The 16143-nt window shown below is 70.4% G+C and carries 14 protein-coding genes; 5 read left to right on the top strand and 9 right to left on the bottom strand.

What is annotated here, in order from left to right; all coding sequences use genetic code 11:
* Positions 1–44 precede the first annotated feature (44 nt).
* The 6 genes from ACR68M_RS04435 to ACR68M_RS04410 form a co-directional block, all read right to left on the bottom strand.
* Positions 45–338 (bottom strand): hypothetical protein, encoded by a 294-nt coding sequence (locus ACR68M_RS04435; RefSeq protein WP_441249072.1) that lies wholly within the window; start codon positions 336–338, stop codon positions 45–47.
* Positions 339–543: 205 nt separating this feature from the next.
* Complete coding sequence (locus ACR68M_RS04430; protein ID WP_441249071.1) at positions 544–1728, bottom strand: XdhC family protein; 1185 nt, start codon at positions 1726–1728, stop codon at positions 544–546.
* Positions 1729–1806: 78 nt separating this feature from the next.
* On the bottom strand, positions 1807–3288 hold the full coding sequence (locus ACR68M_RS04425; RefSeq protein ID WP_441249070.1) for an NCS2 family permease: 1482 nt from the start codon (positions 3286–3288) through the stop codon (positions 1807–1809).
* A gap of 261 nt (positions 3289–3549) precedes the next feature.
* Positions 3550–5910 carry a xanthine dehydrogenase subunit D gene (gene pucD, locus ACR68M_RS04420; protein WP_441249069.1) on the bottom strand — a complete coding sequence of 787 codons (2361 nt, stop codon included), beginning with the start codon at positions 5908–5910 and terminating at the stop codon, positions 3550–3552.
* Positions 5907–6395, bottom strand: coding sequence for a (2Fe-2S)-binding protein (locus tag ACR68M_RS04415; RefSeq protein ID WP_441249068.1), 489 nt, complete (start codon positions 6393–6395; stop codon positions 5907–5909). The genes pucD and ACR68M_RS04415 overlap by 4 nt, the downstream gene beginning before the upstream one ends.
* Positions 6392–7279 (bottom strand): FAD binding domain-containing protein, encoded by an 888-nt coding sequence (locus ACR68M_RS04410; RefSeq protein WP_441249067.1) that lies wholly within the window; start codon positions 7277–7279, stop codon positions 6392–6394. The genes ACR68M_RS04415 and ACR68M_RS04410 overlap by 4 nt, the downstream gene beginning before the upstream one ends.
* Before the next feature lie 409 nt (positions 7280–7688).
* On the opposite strand from ACR68M_RS04410, the gene ACR68M_RS04405 reads away from it, so the two are divergent.
* Positions 7689–9278 carry a PucR family transcriptional regulator gene (locus tag ACR68M_RS04405; RefSeq protein ID WP_441249066.1) on the top strand — a complete coding sequence of 530 codons (1590 nt, stop codon included), beginning with the start codon at positions 7689–7691 and terminating at the stop codon, positions 9276–9278.
* A gap of 58 nt (positions 9279–9336) precedes the next feature.
* On the opposite strand, the gene ACR68M_RS04400 is transcribed toward ACR68M_RS04405, so the two are convergent.
* Entirely contained in the window at positions 9337–10314 is a 978-nt protein-coding gene (locus tag ACR68M_RS04400; RefSeq protein WP_441249065.1) for a glycoside hydrolase family 16 protein, read from the bottom strand.
* 268 nt (positions 10315–10582) lie between these two features.
* Here ACR68M_RS04400 and ACR68M_RS04395 point away from each other — a divergent pair, with 268 nt between their 5' ends.
* The 4 genes from ACR68M_RS04395 (at position 10583) to ACR68M_RS04380 (ending at position 14918) form a co-directional block, all read left to right on the top strand.
* Complete coding sequence (locus ACR68M_RS04395; protein WP_441249064.1) at positions 10583–11062, top strand: hypothetical protein; 480 nt, start codon at positions 10583–10585, stop codon at positions 11060–11062.
* Positions 11063–11168: 106 nt separating this feature from the next.
* On the top strand, positions 11169–13244 hold the full coding sequence (locus ACR68M_RS04390; RefSeq protein WP_441251509.1) for a bifunctional polysaccharide deacetylase/glycosyltransferase family 2 protein: 2076 nt from the start codon (positions 11169–11171) through the stop codon (positions 13242–13244).
* A 2-nt stretch (positions 13245–13246) separates the two neighbouring features.
* On the top strand, positions 13247–14506 hold the full coding sequence (locus tag ACR68M_RS04385; protein WP_441249063.1) for an acyltransferase family protein: 1260 nt from the start codon (positions 13247–13249) through the stop codon (positions 14504–14506).
* Positions 14507–14555: 49 nt separating this feature from the next.
* Positions 14556–14918 carry a hypothetical protein gene (locus ACR68M_RS04380; RefSeq protein ID WP_441249062.1) on the top strand — a complete coding sequence of 121 codons (363 nt, stop codon included), beginning with the start codon at positions 14556–14558 and terminating at the stop codon, positions 14916–14918.
* A 53-nt stretch (positions 14919–14971) separates the two neighbouring features.
* Here ACR68M_RS04380 and ACR68M_RS04375 read toward each other — a convergent pair whose 3' ends face one another.
* Entirely contained in the window at positions 14972–15181 is a 210-nt protein-coding gene (locus ACR68M_RS04375) for a DUF397 domain-containing protein (RefSeq protein WP_441249061.1), read from the bottom strand.
* Positions 15168–15935 carry a helix-turn-helix domain-containing protein gene (locus ACR68M_RS04370; protein WP_441249060.1) on the bottom strand — a complete coding sequence of 256 codons (768 nt, stop codon included), beginning with the start codon at positions 15933–15935 and terminating at the stop codon, positions 15168–15170. The genes ACR68M_RS04375 and ACR68M_RS04370 overlap by 14 nt, the downstream gene beginning before the upstream one ends.
* Positions 15936–16143 lie beyond the last annotated feature (208 nt).

Raw genomic sequence — 16143 nt, 5'->3', positions numbered from 1 at the left:
GAAGGGCAAGGCACCGAGCTGCGCGCGGCTGCCGCGCTGTGCCGTCAGCTCCCCAACTTGGCGAGGCCTGCGGCGAGTTCGTCGGCGTTCATGCACGGCGTCAGCGAGATCTTGGCGTTGAGCTCCAACCAGAGCGGTTCGAGGCTCGGCACGATCGAGGACGGGTCCGCCAGGTCGAAGACGAGCAGCGCGCTGCGGTGGCCGTCCTTCGCGAAGAAGTAGGCGGCCTCCGGCTTCAACTCGCCCAGCGTCGACTGCATGAAGGCCGGCAGCGTCCCGTCGGTGATCTTCTTGTTGCTCGCCTCGGTGTCCATCTCGATCTGCAGCAGGGTGCGCATGACTCGGCCGTCCCTTCCCGTGAGGCCAAACCCCCCTCTACCCCAGCCTCCGGCCGCCCGCGACCCCGCGCAACCTGCCGTGCTGTCGCGGCGCCGCAAGCTGACGCAGCGAAGCGCCGTCTCCCGGAGAGGACGGCGCAGGCTCGTGTCGCAGGTGCCAAGGAAAACCCGGTGCGGCCAGGCTGCGCCGGGTCGCGCCGGGCGGTCAGGCGGCCTGGGTGGCCTGGGTGGCCTGGGGGGCGGGGGTGCTGCGGGCGAGGTCGTGGTGGATCGGGCCCTGGCCGGCGGAGAGGGGGAGGCAGCTGCCGCCGCGGCGGTGGGCGACGATCTCGGCGGCGACGGAGACCGCGGTCTCCTCGGGGGTGCGGGCGCCGAGGTCGAGGCCGATGGGGCTGCGGAGGCGGGAGATCTCGGCGTCGGTGAGGCCGATCTCGCGGAGGCGGGTGTTGCGGTCGCGGTGGGTGCGGCGGGAGCCCATCGCGCCGACGTAGCCGACTGGGAGGCGCAAGGCGCGCTCCAGCAGGGGGATGTCGAACTTGGCGTCGTGGGTGAGGACGCACAGGACGGTGCGGCCGTCGATCCGGTCGAGCTGGGAGTCGAGGTAGCGGTGCGGCCAGTCGACGACGACCTCGTCGGCGTCGGGGAAGCGGCGGGTGGTGGCGAAGACCGGGCGGGCGTCGCAGACGGTGACCCGGTAGCCGAGGAACTTGCCGATCTTGACGACGGCGGCCGCGAAGTCGATAGCGCCGAAGACGATCATCCGGGGCGCGGGCACGTACGACTCGACGAAGAAGGTGATCGTCCCCTGCGCAGCGTCGTCGCAGGGCCGCCCGTCGAGGCCGAGGACGAGCTTGCCGGTGCGCCCGGCGTCGAGCATGGCGCGGGCCTCGGCGACGGCGGCGCGTTCGAGGGCGCCGGTGGTCGTCGGGGCGGGGGAGAGCGAGCCGTGGTGGGTGTCGGCGGTGACGGCGACGGTCGCGCCGAGCAGCCCGGTGGGCCCGTCGACCACCCGGGCCAGGGCGACCGGCGTGCCGGAGGCGATGTAGGTGATGCCCGCGTCGAGGCCGGGGTCGGCGCCGGGGGTGACGGGCTGGACGAAGACGTCGAGCAGCCCGCCACAGGTCAGGCCGACGGCGAAGGCGTCCTCGTCGCTGTAGCCGAAGTGCTCCAGGACGGGGCGCCCGGAGGCGATGGCCTCCTGGCAGAGCTCGTACACCGCACCCTCGACGCAACCGCCGGAGACGGAGCCGATCGCCTCGCCGGAGGCGTCCACGGCGAGGGCCGCACCCGGGTCACGCGGGGCGCTGCCGGAGACGCCGACGACGGTGGCGACGGCGAAGGAGCGCCCGGAGGAGTGCCAGGCCAGCAGCTGCTCGGCGATGTCCTGCATGTCGGGTGCTCCTGTCGTCAACATCGGGAACGGGGAGTGCCGCCGGTACGGAGGGGCCCGTACCGGCGGCGTTCGGTGCTAGTGCACACCCAGCCAGGACTTGATCGGGGTGAGCGCGAAGTAGACCACGAAGACTGCGGTCAGGATCCACATCAGCGGGCCGGGCTCGCGCCACTTGCCGGTGCCGGCCTTGATGACGGTGTACGAGACGACGCCCGCGGCGACACCGGCGGTGATGCTGTAGGTGAACGGCATCAGGACGCAGGTGAGGAAGGCCGGGATGGCGACCTCGCGGTCGGACCAGTCGATGTGCCGGGCCTGGCTCATCATCATCGAGCCGATGACGACGAGGGCGGCCGAGGCGACCTGGACGGGCACGATCGCCGCGATCGGGGAGAAGAAGAGCATCAGGGCGAACACGCCACCGGTGACGGTGGAGGCGAGGCCCGTCCGGGCGCCGTCGCCGACTCCGGTGGCGGACTCGACGAAGACCGTCTGGCCGGAGGCTCCGGCCAGGCCGCCGATGGCACCGCCGGCACCGTCGATGAAGAGCGCCTTGGAGAGGCCGGGCATCCGGCCCTGCTTGTCGGCGAGACCGGCCTCGGTGCCGACGCCGATGATGGTGGCCATCGCGTCGAAGAAGCCGGCCAGCACCAGGGTGAAGACGGCGACGGAGGCGCTGATCGCGCCGAGGCCCTTGCCGCCGAAGGCGCCGAAGAGGTCGACGTGGCCGAAGAGGCCGAAGTCGGGCGCCGAGACCGGGCTGCCCGGCCAGACGGGGGCGGAGCCGCCCCAGACCTTCGGGTCGAGGTGGCCGACCTTGTTGACGACGACCGCGACCACGGTGCCCGCCGCGATGCCGATCAGGATCGCACCGCGGACGTTGCGGGCCATCAGGACGAAGATCGTCAGCACGGTCAGGCAGAAGATCAGCACGGGCCAGCCGGACAGCTCGCCGAAGGGGCCGAGCGAGAGCGGGGTCGGACCGCCGGTGTGCACGAAGCCGGCCTTGTAGAAGCCGATGATCGCGACGAAGAGACCGATGCCGATGGTGATGGCGTGCTTGAGCGGCAGTGGAATGCCGTTCATGATCTTCTCGCGGAGCCCGGAGACGACCAGGAGCACGATCAGCAGACCGTAGATCACACAGAGGCCCATGGCCTGCGGCCAGGTGGTGTGTGGCACCACGAGGGCGGATATCGCGCCGGAGACGGAGAGTCCGGCGGCGACGGCCAGCGGCACGTTGCCGATGACGCCCATCAGGATCGTGGTCACTGCGGCGGCGAGCGCGGTCGCGGTGGTCAGCTGCGCGTGGTCCAGCTTGAGGCCGTTGACGTCGGCGCCGCTCAGGATGATCGGGTTGAGCAGGACGATGTAGGCCATCGCCATGAACGTGGTGAGGCCGCCTCGGAGCTCGTTGCCGAGGGTGGACCCTCGGGCGGAGATCTTGAAGTAGGCGTCCAGTGCGTTCTTCGGCTGTACTGCCGGTCCCGCCGTGGGGGCGTCGGGCTCGGTGGGTGACTCTTCGGTGGTGCCGGGCTCCGTGGAGGTCCGGGTCATGTCCACTCCCAAGGTTCAAAGGGGGTTGGGGTGGGCGAGTCGACCTGATGTGCCAAGCCAGGGAGCAGGCGCAGGGGGACTGTTCGACTCACGTTGAGCTGTGCACACGGTGTGCTGGCGGTGCGGGGTGGAGCGCACCGCTGCAGAGCCCCGGCGTGGGAGAGGCAGCGGCTGGTGCACATGAGAGCTCTTGTTCGGTGCTGCCCCGGGGCGGTGGGGAAGACTTGCTGTCGCCGCCCCGGGGAGGTCTTGTCGAGACTGCTAGAGCGTCCCGGTCAGGTGCTCGGGCCGGACGGGAATGCGGGTGAGCGCGATCCCGGTGGCCTGGCGGATGGCCGCGACGATGGACGGCGTGGCGGAGACGGTGGGGGCCTCGCCGACGCCGCGCAGCCCGTACGGGGCGTTGGGGTCGGGCAGCTCCAGGATGTCCACCGGGATCGGCGGGGTGTCCAGGATGGTCGGGATCAGGTAGTCGGTGAAGGAGGCATTGCGGACCTTCCCGTCCTTGACGATGATCTCCTCCATCACGGCCAGGCCGAGGGCCTGCGTGCAGCCGCCCTGGATCTGGCCGACGACGGAGAGCGGGTTGAGCGCCTTGCCGACGTCCTGGGCGGCCGTCAGCTCGACGACCTTGACCAGGCCGAGTTCGACGTCCACGTCGACGACCGCGCGGTTGGCGCAGAAGGTGTACTGGACGTGGCCGAAGCCCTGCCCGGTCACCTTGTCGAAGGGGACGGTCGGGCGGTGGTGGTGCTCACGGGTCAGGTCGATCGCCTCGTCACCGAGCAGGTCGACCATCGAGATCAGCACACCGGCGGAGTCGGAGACGACCTTGCCGCCCACGAGCGTGAGGTCGTCGTGCGTCCAGCCGTAGCGGCGGCGGCCCTTGTCCAGGACGGCCTGCTTGACGGCCTCGGCCGCGTACTTCACAGCGCCACCGGTCATGTACGTCTGCCGGGAGGCGGAGGTGGAGCCGGCCGAGCCGACCTCGGTGTTGGCCGGGTGGATGGTGACCTGCTCGACGCCGAGCTCGGTGCGGGCGATCTGGGCGTGCACGGTGACGCCGCCCTGGCCGACCTCGGCCATCGCGGTGTGCACCATGGCGACCGGCTCGCCGCCGATGACCTCCAGGCGGACCCGGGCGGTCGAGTAGTCGTCGAAGCCCTCGGAGAAGCCGACGTTCTTGATGCCGACCGAGTACCCGATGCCGCGGACGATGCCCTCGCCGTGCGAGGTGTTCGACAGCGCGCCGGGCAGGGCGCGGACGTCCAGGTTGTCCAGGTCGAGCGGCGGCGGCAGCGGCATGTCCTTGACCCGCTGCAGCAGCTCGGCGACCGGGGCCGGGGAGTCGATGACCTGGCCGGTGGGCAGGTGGTCGCCCTCCGCCATGGCGTTCAGCTGGCGCAGCTCGACCGGGTCCATGCCCAGCTCGGCGGCGAGCTTGTCCATCTGGGTCTCGTAGCCGAAGGCCGCCTGCACCGCGCCGAAGCCGCGCATCGCGCCGCAGCTCGGGTTGTTGCTGTAGAGGGCGATGGCGTGCATCTTCACGTTCGGGATGACGTACGGGCCGTGGCCGAGCGAGGCCGCGTTGCCGACGACGGCGGGGGAGGCGGAGGCGTACGCGCCGCCGTCCAGCACGATCCGGCAGTCGGCGTAGACGAGCTTTCCGTCGCGGGTGGCGCCGTGCTCGTAGTGCATCCGGGCCGGGTGGCGGTGCACGTGGCCGAAGAAGGACTCGTCCCGGGCGTAGACGATCTTGACGGGCTTGCCGGTGTGCATGGCCAGCAGCGAGGCGTGGATCTGCATCGACAGGTCCTCGCGGCCGCCGAAGGCGCCGCCGACACCCGCGAGGGTCAGGCGGACCTTCTCCTCGGGCAGGCCGAGCACGGGGGCCATCTGCTGGCGGTCCACGTGCAGCCACTGGGTGGCGATGTAGAGGTCGATGCCGCCGTCCTCGGCGGGCACGGCGAGGCCGGACTCGGGGCCGAGGAAGGCCTGGTCCTGCATGCCGACCTCGTAGTCACCGGAGACGATGACGTCGGCCAGCGCGCGGACCTCGTCCGTCACGCCGAGGCCGGAGACCAGCCGCTGCTCGTGGCAGATGTTGTCGTAGCCGTGCGACTTGAACTCGTGCGGCTCGTGCACGTAGCCGTGGGTCTGGGGGTCGAAGCACTGCTCCTCGGTGACGATCGGGGTGAGCACCTCGTACTCGACCTTGATCTTCTTCACCGCGCGGCGGGCCGTCTCCGGGTGGTCGGCCGCGACGAGCGCGATCGCCTCACCGTGGTAGCGGACCTTGTCGATGGCCAGGGCCGGCTGGTCCTGGATCTCCAGGCCGTAGAACTTCGTGCCCGGGATGTCCTGGTGGGTCAGCACGGCGTAGACGCCGGGGACCTTCAGGGCGTCCGAGATGTCGACCGAGAGGATGTTGGCGCGGGGGTGCGGCGAGCGCAGCGCCATGCCCCAGAGCATGTCCTCGTGCCACATGTCGGAGGAGTAGGCGAACTCGCCCTTGACCTTCAGGTTGCCGTCCGGGCGCAGCGGCGAGCCGCCGATGCCGTCCTTGCTGGACTGCCTGATGTCCTGGAGGTTCTTCTGACCCTGGATGGTGCGAGTACTCATGCTCCATGCCCCTTACCAGCGCACTTACGGGCGGAGGCGAGCCGCACCGCGTCCATGATCTTCTCGTACCCGGTGCAGCGGCAGAGGTTGCCCGACAGCGCCTCGCGGATGTCGTTGTCGCTCGGCTGCTCGTCCTGCTCCAGCAGCGCGTCGGTCTGCACCAGCAGACCGGGGGTGCAGAAGCCGCACTGCACGGCGCCGGCGTCGACGAACGCCTGCTGGACGAGGCCCAGCTCGCCGTTCTCGTCGGTCAGACCCTCGACCGTGCGGACCTCGCGGTCCTGCACCTGGCCGGCCGCGACCAGACAGGAGCAGACGGGCGTGCCGTCCAGGTAGACGGTGCAGGAGCCGCACTCGCCCTGCTCGCAGGCGTTCTTGGAGCCCGGCAGGCCGACGCGCTCGCGCAGCACGTAGAGCAGGCTCTCGCCCTCCCAGACGTCGTCCGCCTCCACGGGCTTGCCGTTGGCGGTGAATGTCACCCTCATGCCGCGCTCCTGATCTGCTTGCTGTAGTCGTTCCACGTCCAGGTGAGCGTGCGCCGGGCCATCACGGCCAGCGAGTGCCGGCGGTAGTCGGCGGTGCCACGGACGTCGTCGATCGGGGAGGCGGCGGCCTTCACCAGCTCACCGAACTCGCGGATCACCTCGGCGCCCAGCAGCTCGCCGGACTCCCAGAGGCCGCGCTCGGCGAGCACGCCCTGGAGGTACTCCTCGGCCTGGACGGCGCGGCGCGGCGTGGGGGCAGCCGAACCGATACCGGTGCCGACGGTGCCGCTCTTCGGGTGAAGGGCGAAGCCGAAGGCGCAGACCGCGATGACCATCGCGTTGCGGGTGCCGATCTTGGAGAACTGCTGCGGACCGTCGGCGACGGGGATGTGCACCGCACGGATCAGCTCGTCCTGCTCCAGCGAGTTGCGCTTCACGCCGACGTAGAAGTCGTCGATCGCGATCATCCTGGTACCCCGGACGGACGCGGCCTCGACGAAGACGTCCCGCCCGGCGGCGAGCAGCGCGGGGTGCGCGTCACCGGCGGGGGAGGCACCGCCGAGGTTGCCGCCGACGCCGCCGCGGTTGCGGATCTGGGGCGAGCCGACGGTGTGCGCGGCCAGCGCCAGGCCCGGCAGCGGCTCGGAGAGCTCGTTGATGATCCGGGTGTACGGGACGGAGGCGCCGAGCCGCACGACCTCGTTGTCGATCGACCACTCGGTCAGCTCGGTGATGCGGTTCAGGTCGAGAATCGCGGATGGCCGGTGCACGTCGAAGTTCATCTCGACCATGACGTCCGTACCACCCGAGATGGGCAGCGCGGTCGGGTACTCAGCCTTCGCCGCGAGAGCCTCGTCCCAGGTAGCGGGCCGAAGGAACTCCATGCGGGTGTCTCCTCAAGTCGTCGCCAATGCCGGACATTTGGGCATTTTGCCCGGTACTCGGTGTATCGGACGGTGTCGCCGCGTCGTTGCCTTCGCGTCGCGTCCTGGTCACCGGGGTGTGTCCGGCGGCGTGTGGCCAGTGAACCGCTGTGACGGGGCCCACTGGCAGTCACCGATGGCATGAGCCCCGACTTCGCAGTCGCCCGGCATCCTGTACGTTCCTCTAAGCGGGACAATTGCCCTGTACAGGGCTCCGCTTCCCACTACCTACGACCGTAATCCGGCCGTGATTCCAAGGCTATGGGCCCGTGACCCGGGAGCCGATTGATACGTAACACCCACTGGGCGATCTCGTGCACACTGTGAGCCCCCCGAGTGAGCCCCCCACCCCCAGACGAAGGAGTCCCGGATGCGTGTCCGTGACCTGCTCGCCCCCGGCGCCCCGAGGCTGCGTCTCCTCGCCGCCGAGGACGAGCTAGACCGGCAGGTCAGCGGTGTCATGACCACGGACCTGCACGACCCCGGCCGGTACCTGCACGGGGGAGAGCTGGTGCTCACCGGGATGCTCTGGCGCACCGCACCGGAGGACTCCGAGCGGTTCGTCCGGACGATCGTGGCGGGCGGCGCCGTCGCCCTCGCGGCCGGTGAGGCGGAGGTCGGGCCGGTGCCCGACGACCTGGTCGACGCCTGCCGCAGACACCGGATGCCGCTGCTCGCGGTGCCCGACGACATCGCCTTCGGGGCGGTGGTCGAGTACATCGGCCGCCAGGTCTCCGCCGACCGCGCCGCCGACCTCGCCGCCCTCGTCGACCGGCACCGGGTGCTGGTCTCCGCCGCGGGGGGCGGCGGGCTCGACGCGGTGCTCGACCTGCTCGGCGGCGATCTCGACCTGGACTGCTGGGTGCTCGCGCCGACCGGACGGGTGATCGCCGGGCCCGCCGACCGGCTCTCCGCCGAGGACCGCGACCAGCTCGTCCGCGCCCATCTGGCCGCCCAGCGCCAGCGCCGCCGCCCCCCGCACCGAGCCAGGCTCAGCACCGGCTCGTACTCGCTGCTGCCCGCCCCCGGCGCACCCGAGGCCGACAGTCCGCTGGCCGACTGGGTGCTCGCCGTCGCGGGCGACGTCACCGAGTGGACGGGCAAGCGCCAGCAGCTCGCCGACAACCTGGCCCGGCTGGTCGCCGCCGAGCGGACCCGCCGGGACGAAGGCCGCAGGCTGCGCCGCCGGATCGCCGACGAGGTGCTGACGCTGCTCCAGCGCGACGCCGACCCGGCCGAGATCAGCCGTGCGCTGCACGCCTCCACCGCGATGGCCGCCCGCTACGAGGGCACGCCGAGGGTGCCCGAGACCGAGGGCAGCTGGCTGGTCGCCAGCGCCGAGGGCACCGGCCTCCCGGACGGGGCCGTCCGGGCGATCCTGGAGGAGGCGCTCACCGACGCCACCGACCGCGCGCTGGTCGCGGGCACCGGCAGCGGCGCCGTGGTGATCGTCCCCGCGCCGAGCGGCGCCGTCCCGGCCGACGCGCTGCGCGAGCTGCTCGCCCCGCTGGAGGCCGGCCTCGGCTCGGAGGGCCGGATCACCGTCGGTGTCTCCGCCCCCGCCCAGGAGGCGGGCGGCCTGCGCGGCGCCCTGGAGGAGGCCCGGCACGCCCGCCGGATCGCCGCCGCCCGGGTCGGCCGGGTCTGCGTGGCAGGCCCGGAGGAGCTGGCCTCGCACGTCCTGCTGCTGGCCGCGGTGCCGGACGAGGTCCGCCGGGCCTTCCGCAGCCGCCTGCTGGACCGGGTGATCGCGTACGACATCGAGCACCAGGCCGACCTGGTCCGCACCCTGGAGGCCTTCCTGCGATCGGACGGCTCGTGGACGCGCTGCGCGGCCCAACTCCACGTGCACGTCAACACGTTGCGCTACCGGATCGGCCGGATCGAGGAGCTGACCGGACGTGACCTCTCGCGGCTGGAGGACCGGGTGGACTTCTACCTGGCGCTGGAGCTCGCCTGAGCGCCCCCGGCCCCGGAGCTGTGCTCCGGGGCCGGGGTCAGGGTCCGGGGGGCCGGGGTCAGGACTTCGGCACGGTGTTCACGTAGTCGGTGCCGGCACCGTAGAAGCCGTCCACCGTCTTCTGAACGTCCGCCGGTGAGACGGCCTCGCCGGCCTTGTAGTAGAACCAGTTGACCTTCATGTCCCAGTTGCGCGGGCCGCCGGTGAAGGGAAGGTCGATGAACCAGTCGCTGAAGTGGATGTCCATCTTCTCGCGCGGGACGTACTTGCCGGAGCTGGTGAACAGCTCCTTGCCGTCCATCGAGTAGGTCGCCTTCCCGTTCACGGCGGTGATCACCATGACGTGCCAGCCCTTGAGGTGCTGCTTGACCGCGTGGGTGACCCGGTCCGGCGGATCGGACTTGAACCAGCTCGTCGTGTCGAGCTGCGGGCCCACCGAACCCCAGCCACCGTTCGCCATGTACTCGTAGTCGAGTTCGCTGTAGTTCGCCGAGGTGTCGTCCGGGGAGATCGCCGAGAAGGACTGGACGATGTGGTCGCCGCCCTTACCGCTCGTCGGCTCGTCGCCGAGGTAGATCCGCGCGGCGAAGGTCCCCGTGAGGAAGGCCGTGCCGGTGCTCAGCACCTCGGTCTGCTTGGTGCCCTGCTTGGTGCCGTCGGTGGTGGCCCGCAGCTGCAGGACCCGGCCCCCCTGGGCGGTGGTGTCCGAGGGGAACCCGGCACCGGCGGGGGACCAGGTGTCCTTGATGCCCGGGGTGCCCCCGTCGGTACGGACCTGCCAGCCGTGGGCGGCGAGCGAGGGGTCGTCGGCGCCGCTGTAGTGGAAGTTGTCGAACAGGGTTCCCGGTGGTCCGGTCGGGGTCGGCGAGGCGCTGGGGGCGGCCGTGCCCTGTGCGGGGGCGGCGTTGTCGGCCCCCCGGCCGGTGGCGGGTCCGGCAGCGGGGCTCGCGGAGCACGAGGCGAGGACGCACACCAGGACCGGCAGTGTGAGCACGGCCCACGCACGGCGACGAGAGGTGCGGCGGGGCTGGCTCACTCGGGCTCCTTTGAGGATCAGCGGTTGATCACATGGAAGGGGGACATCCTAACGAAGCGCGCAACTCCCACCCCTCGGCGGTGATGTGCAGATCGGCATTTCGATCCGATTACAACGACCGGGCAGATGGCGCCAAATGCGGACATCAGGACTAATTCGCCTCAGGTCGGTGCACTAGTGTTCGCTCTACCTTTTCGCGGTCTTAGTACCTGCCCCAAGTACCTGCCTACGTACCTGCATTGAAAGGCCCCGCAAGGTGCGCCCAGTCATGACTTCCAACGAACAACCATCGGCGCACCGGGTGCAGCCTGACATGCATGAGTCGAATTCCGAAGAGCCCGCTCCCGCGCCGGTTTTCGTCGACCAGACGGGTCTGCGCGGCCGTCTGCTGCGGGGCCTCGGCTGGCCGGTCTCGGTGGTCGGCGCGGTTCTGGCGGCGGCCATGGCCGGCAGCCTGATCGGTGTGCAGTCGGACGCCCCGGCGATGGGGATACCGGCGCAGCCCTCGCTGTCCCCGACCCTGTCCCCGTCGCTCCCGCCCGTGCCGTCGCCCACCCCGTCGATCCCGTCGTCCGCGCCTCCCACGGCCACCCGGTCCGCGCCACCCCGTGCGAGGAGCTCGGCCACCACGTCGAAGCCCACGACCACCACGTCGAAGCCCACCACGCCGAAGCCGACGACGTCGAAGCCCACGACCAGCACCCCGCACCGGGCAACGCCTCCGGGTCTGCCCACCAAGCACGCCTGATCGTCCGCACCACCCATCTCCAGGAGCGCCATTGTCCCGCCACCAGCGCCGCCGGCAGTCCCTGCTGAGGCAGCGCCGACTGGCCGCGCCGCCACTGCGCTTCGTCATGCCGCTGTCGCTGCTGGCCTGCCTGCTGGCGCTCCTCGTCCTGCGCGGCCTCGCCACCAACGAGGTGTTCCACGACACCCGGATCGCGACCTCGGTCGACAAGACGACCGTGCCGGACGACCTGCTCAAGGGCGGCCCGATCATCGACGCCCGTGGCGCCAAGAACGCGAACCCCGTGAGCTACCGCATCCCGGACCGCACCGTGGTGCTGAGCTTCGACGACGGCCCCTCGCCGGAGTGGACCCCGAAGATCCTGGCCGTGCTCGCGGCCCACCACATCAAGGCCGACTTCTTCGTGACCGGCTCGATGACCACCCGCAACCCGGAGCTGATCCGGCAGATCGTCGCGGGCGGCAACGAGATCGGCGTGCACACCTTCACCCACCCCGACCTGGTGTACCAGTCGCACGCCCGGATCGCGTGGGAGCTGGCGCAGACGCAGGTGGCACTGGCCGGCGTCGCGGGCGTCCACAGCGCGTTGTTCCGCCCGCCCTACTCCTCCGACGCCTCCGCGCTGGACGACTGGACCTACCCGGTGATCAAGTACGTGGGCGCGCACGGCTACCTCACCGCGTTCATCGACGCCGACACCGACGACTGGAAGCGCCCCGGCGTCGACGCGATCGTCAAGGCGGCGATGCCGCCCACTCCCGGCGCGGGCCGGCTGATCCTGCTGCACGACGCGGGTGGTGACCGCGCCCAGACCGTCACCGCGCTCGAGCAGATCATCGACAAGCTCCAGGGCGAGGGCTACCACTTCGCCACCATCTCCGAGGCGCTCGGCGCTCCCAGCGCCATGGTGCCGGTGCACGGCTACCAGCTCTGGGCGGGCAAGGCGTTCATCTGGGCGACCCAGGCTGCCGTGTTCAGCCTGCCGGTGCTGGTCGGGCTGCTGGCCGTCGTCGGCTTCCTCAACTTCGGCCGGTTCGCGCTGATGCTCGTCCTCGCACCGATCCACGCCCGCCGGTCCAAGCGGCGCGACGCCTGGGGGCCGCCGATCACCGCACCCGTCACGGTGCTGGTACCGGCCTACAACGAGCTCGAGTGCATCGCCAACACCCTCAACTCCCTGGCCGCCAGCGACTACCCGATCGAAGTGATCGTCATCGACGACGGGTCGACGGACGGCACCTCGGAGATCGTCGAGGCGATGAACCTGCCGTTCGTCCGGCTGATCCGCCAGGTCAACGGCGGCAAGCCCGTCGCGCTCAACACCGGCATCGCGGCCGCCTCGTACGACATCATCGTGATGATGGACGGCGACACCGTCTTCGAGCCGTCCACCGTGCGCGAGCTGGTCCAGCCCTTCGGCGACCCGGCGATCGGCGCGGTCGCGGGCAACGCCAAGGTCGGCAACCGCGACAGCCTGATCGGCGCCTGGCAGCACATCGAGTACGTCCTCGGTCACAACCTCGACCGCCGGATGTACGACATGCTCAACATCATCGTGACCATCCCCGGGGCGGTCGGCGCCTTCCGCCGGGAGGCCCTGGAGCAGGTCGGCGGGATGAGCGACGACACCCTGGCCGAGGACACCGACATCACCATGGCGGTGCTGTGCGAGGGCTGGCGGATCGTCTACGCCGAGCGCGCCCGCGCCTGGACGGAGGCCCCGGCGAGCCTCCCGCAGCTGTGGTCCCAGCGGTACCGCTGGAGCTACGGCTCCATGCAGGCGATGTGGAAGCACCGCCGCGCCGTGACCGCCAGCGGCCCGGCCGGGCGCTTCGGCCGGCTCGGGTTGCCGTTCGTCGTGCTGTTCGGCGTGGTCGCCCCGCTGCTCGCGCCGCTGGTCGACCTGTTCTTCCTGTACGGCGTGCTGTTCACGAACGCCCCGGTCACCCTCGCCAGCTGGGGCGGCTTCATCGTGCTGCAGGGCGTCCTGGCCTGGTACGCCTTCCACCTCGACGGCGAGAAGCCCTGGCACCTGATCACCCTGCCGATCCAGCAGTTGGTCTACCGGCAGCTGATGTACATCGTCCTGCTGCAGTCCTCGATCACGGCGCTGACCGGAGGCCGACTGCGTTGGCAGAAGCTCCGGCGCACCGGCGAGGTTTCCGTACCGGTGGAGGCCTGACCATGACCGCATCGATCGAGTTCGGGTTCGGCCAGGACACCGTCCAACTGCGCATCCCCGACATGCGGCTACCGGAGCCGGGGCCTGAGCCCGAGCCGGAGGCTGCGCCCAAGCGCAAGGGCGGTCGGGACCGCTACCTCGACCTGCTGCGCGCGCTGGCGCTGGTCCGCGTGGTGCTTTACCACAACTTCGGCTGGTTCTGGCTGCCGATCGTCTTCCCGTCGATGGGCGTGATGTTCGCGCTGGCCGGGGCGCTGATGGCACGTTCGCTCAGCCGACCCGCCCTCGGCGTCATCCGGAGCCGACTGCGCCGGCTGCTGCCACCTATGTGGCTGTTCGGCGCGATCATGATCACCGCCCAGATCCTCGACGGCTGGGGGCCCGACGCCGAAGGCCACCCCAACTGGTGGTGGGCCAAGCTGGCGTTCTGGATCCTGCCGCTGAGCACTCCGCCGTACGCCGACTCGCTGAACGGCTTCCACCACCACCTGGAGCACATCTGGGCGGAGCAGACCGTCGTCCCGCTCTGGTACCTCCGCGCCTACCTCTGGTACGTCCTGCTCTCACCGTTGATGCGGTGGGCGCTGCGGCGGCTGCCGTGGGTGACGCTGTTCGTGCCGCTGACGCTGTCGATCGTCATGAACGCGCTCTTCGCGAACCAGGAGTTCATCTACGGCCGGGTCTGGGAGACCGCGACCGACTTCACCACCTTCGGCTCCTGCTGGATCCTCGGCATGGCTCACCAGGAGGGCCTGCTCAAGAAGATCCCGCAGTACGTCGTGCCGTCCATCGCGCCACTGGTGATGGTGGCCGGTTGGTGGTACCTGCAGACCCGGCCGGCCGATCCGAGCAGTCCCACCGACATCGAGAGCTGGCCGATCGCTCAGGCCCTGTGGTCCTTCGGCTTCGTCGCCATCCTGCTCCACGTCAGTCCGTCCTGGGAGCAGTGGCCCAGTCCGCTGGAACGCTGGAACGGCCTGGTCAGCCTGCTGAACTCGCGGGCCGTCAGCGTCTACCTCTGGCACGAGACCGCCCTGGTGCTCGCCATTCCGCTGATCGATCCCCTCTGGACAGTCGACTTCATCTACAAGCACTTCCACTGGCTGCTGACCAGCCCGTGGTTCCCGCTGATGGTGGCGCTCCCCGTGATCGCTCTGCTGGTGCTGGTCTTCGGCTGGGTCGAGGACGTGGCCGCCAAACGCTCCCCGCGGCTCTTCCCGTACCCGCGCCGCCAACGCGGCAAGCGCCGGGCCGCCGTCTGAGCCGAAACGCGCGCGGGCGCCGGCTCACGGCGCCGTAGGCTCCCACGTCATGCACAGCACCCTGACGGAGTACGCCCGGTGCCTCTACGGCGACGAGTACCGGCCCGCGCCGAAGTGCGGGCGCGACCACGATGACCACTACTTCGTCGAGCGTCTGACCTTCGCCGAGGCGGAGTCGATCCTGGCCATGCTGCGCGAGCTGTGCCCGTACGTGGTCGACGGTCTGCTCCCGGTCTGGGTCCGCAACCTGGCCTACCGGCTGGTCCTCCTACAGCGGCCGGATGATCCGGAGCTGATGCGCACGGCGGCACACAGCCTCTACCTGCACGGCCCCGACTGGGACGACATCGCGGCCGAGCTACGGCAGCGGGCCGACGCCCTGGACGAGGCACAGCGCCGACGAGGGCAGTAGCCGGACACCCAGAAGCCCCGGCCGGTCGTGGGCCGGGGCCTGCGGATGGAGCGTCAGATCGTGCCGAACGCACCGGCTGCGGCGGCGGTCGCGAACGCGGCCCATGCTTCCTTGGTGAAGTGGAGCTGTGGGCCCGAGGGGTCCTTGCTGTCGCGGACGGGCACGATGCCGGCGGACAGGAGATCCTCGCTGATCTCGATGCAGTTGCCGTTGTTGCCGCCGGAGTAGGTGCTCTTGCGCCAGGTCAGGTCAGTTTTGCTCATGTGCGTGGTCCTCCGCCGCCGAGTCGAGCAGGGCCAGGGACGCCTCCGGCGACAGCGCGGCAGCCCTGACCAGATCGTAGGACAGCAGGCACTTCGCCACAAAGGCCGGATCATCAATCAGTTGACCGGCGTGCGGCCCTTCGACGTAGGCCACCGGGGGAGCGTCGGCGAAGGTCATCAGGCAGAGCGCGCCTTCGAGCAGCGAGTGGGCACCGGCCGCGAACGGCAGTACCTGCACGATGATGCGGCAGTCTCGCACCAGGGCCGCGAGGTGCGAGAGCTGACCGTGCATCACGGCCGCCCCGCCGATGGGCCTCCGGACGGCGCTCTCGTCCAGGACGGCCCAGAACATGGGCCTTGTTGGATCGTGGATGATCTGAGCCCGCTCCATGCGGCGGACGACCCAGTCGTCGATGTCGGATGCCGACCGCAGCGGTTGAGCCGCGCGGAAGACCGCCCGCGCGTACTCGGGGGTCTGCAACAGGCCCGGGACGAGAGCCGGCGCGTACTCGCTGATCGTCAGGGCTATGGCTTGCAACTCGGCGGCCTTGGTGAAGTACTCGGCGAAGCCGGAGCGCGTGACCATCGGACAGAGTCGGGAGAAGTGCCCGTCCGTGCCGAGGGCCGTGTCGAGGCGCTCGGACAGATCCTGCTGGGGCCTGCGGGTGGCGGCCTCGATCTGGCCGATGTAGGTGCCCGAGCAGAACACCCGCTCGCCCAGTTGGTCCTGCGAGAGTCCGGCGGTCTTGCGCAACCGGCGAAGTTCCGCCCCGTAGAAGGCCTTTGGGGATTCGGAGGGGTCAAGATCCCGAGGGCTCACCACAGCTCGGCACCGCTTCCTGAACACAGCAGTTGTTGGGTCGTCAGCACTGTTCAGGGTAGTACGGGTTGCCGAAGCTTGAAGGGCAGGAAGTTCGGTTCGATGAGGGCCGGGCTGCAAACCCCCACGGGTGTCCGCCCGT

The sequence above is a fragment of the Kitasatospora sp. McL0602 genome (assembly GCF_052076145.1).
Taxonomy (GTDB): domain Bacteria; phylum Actinomycetota; class Actinomycetes; order Streptomycetales; family Streptomycetaceae; genus Kitasatospora.
The sequence above is the reverse complement of the archived record's forward strand: the minus strand, read 5'-3'. Positions and strand labels throughout refer to the sequence as shown.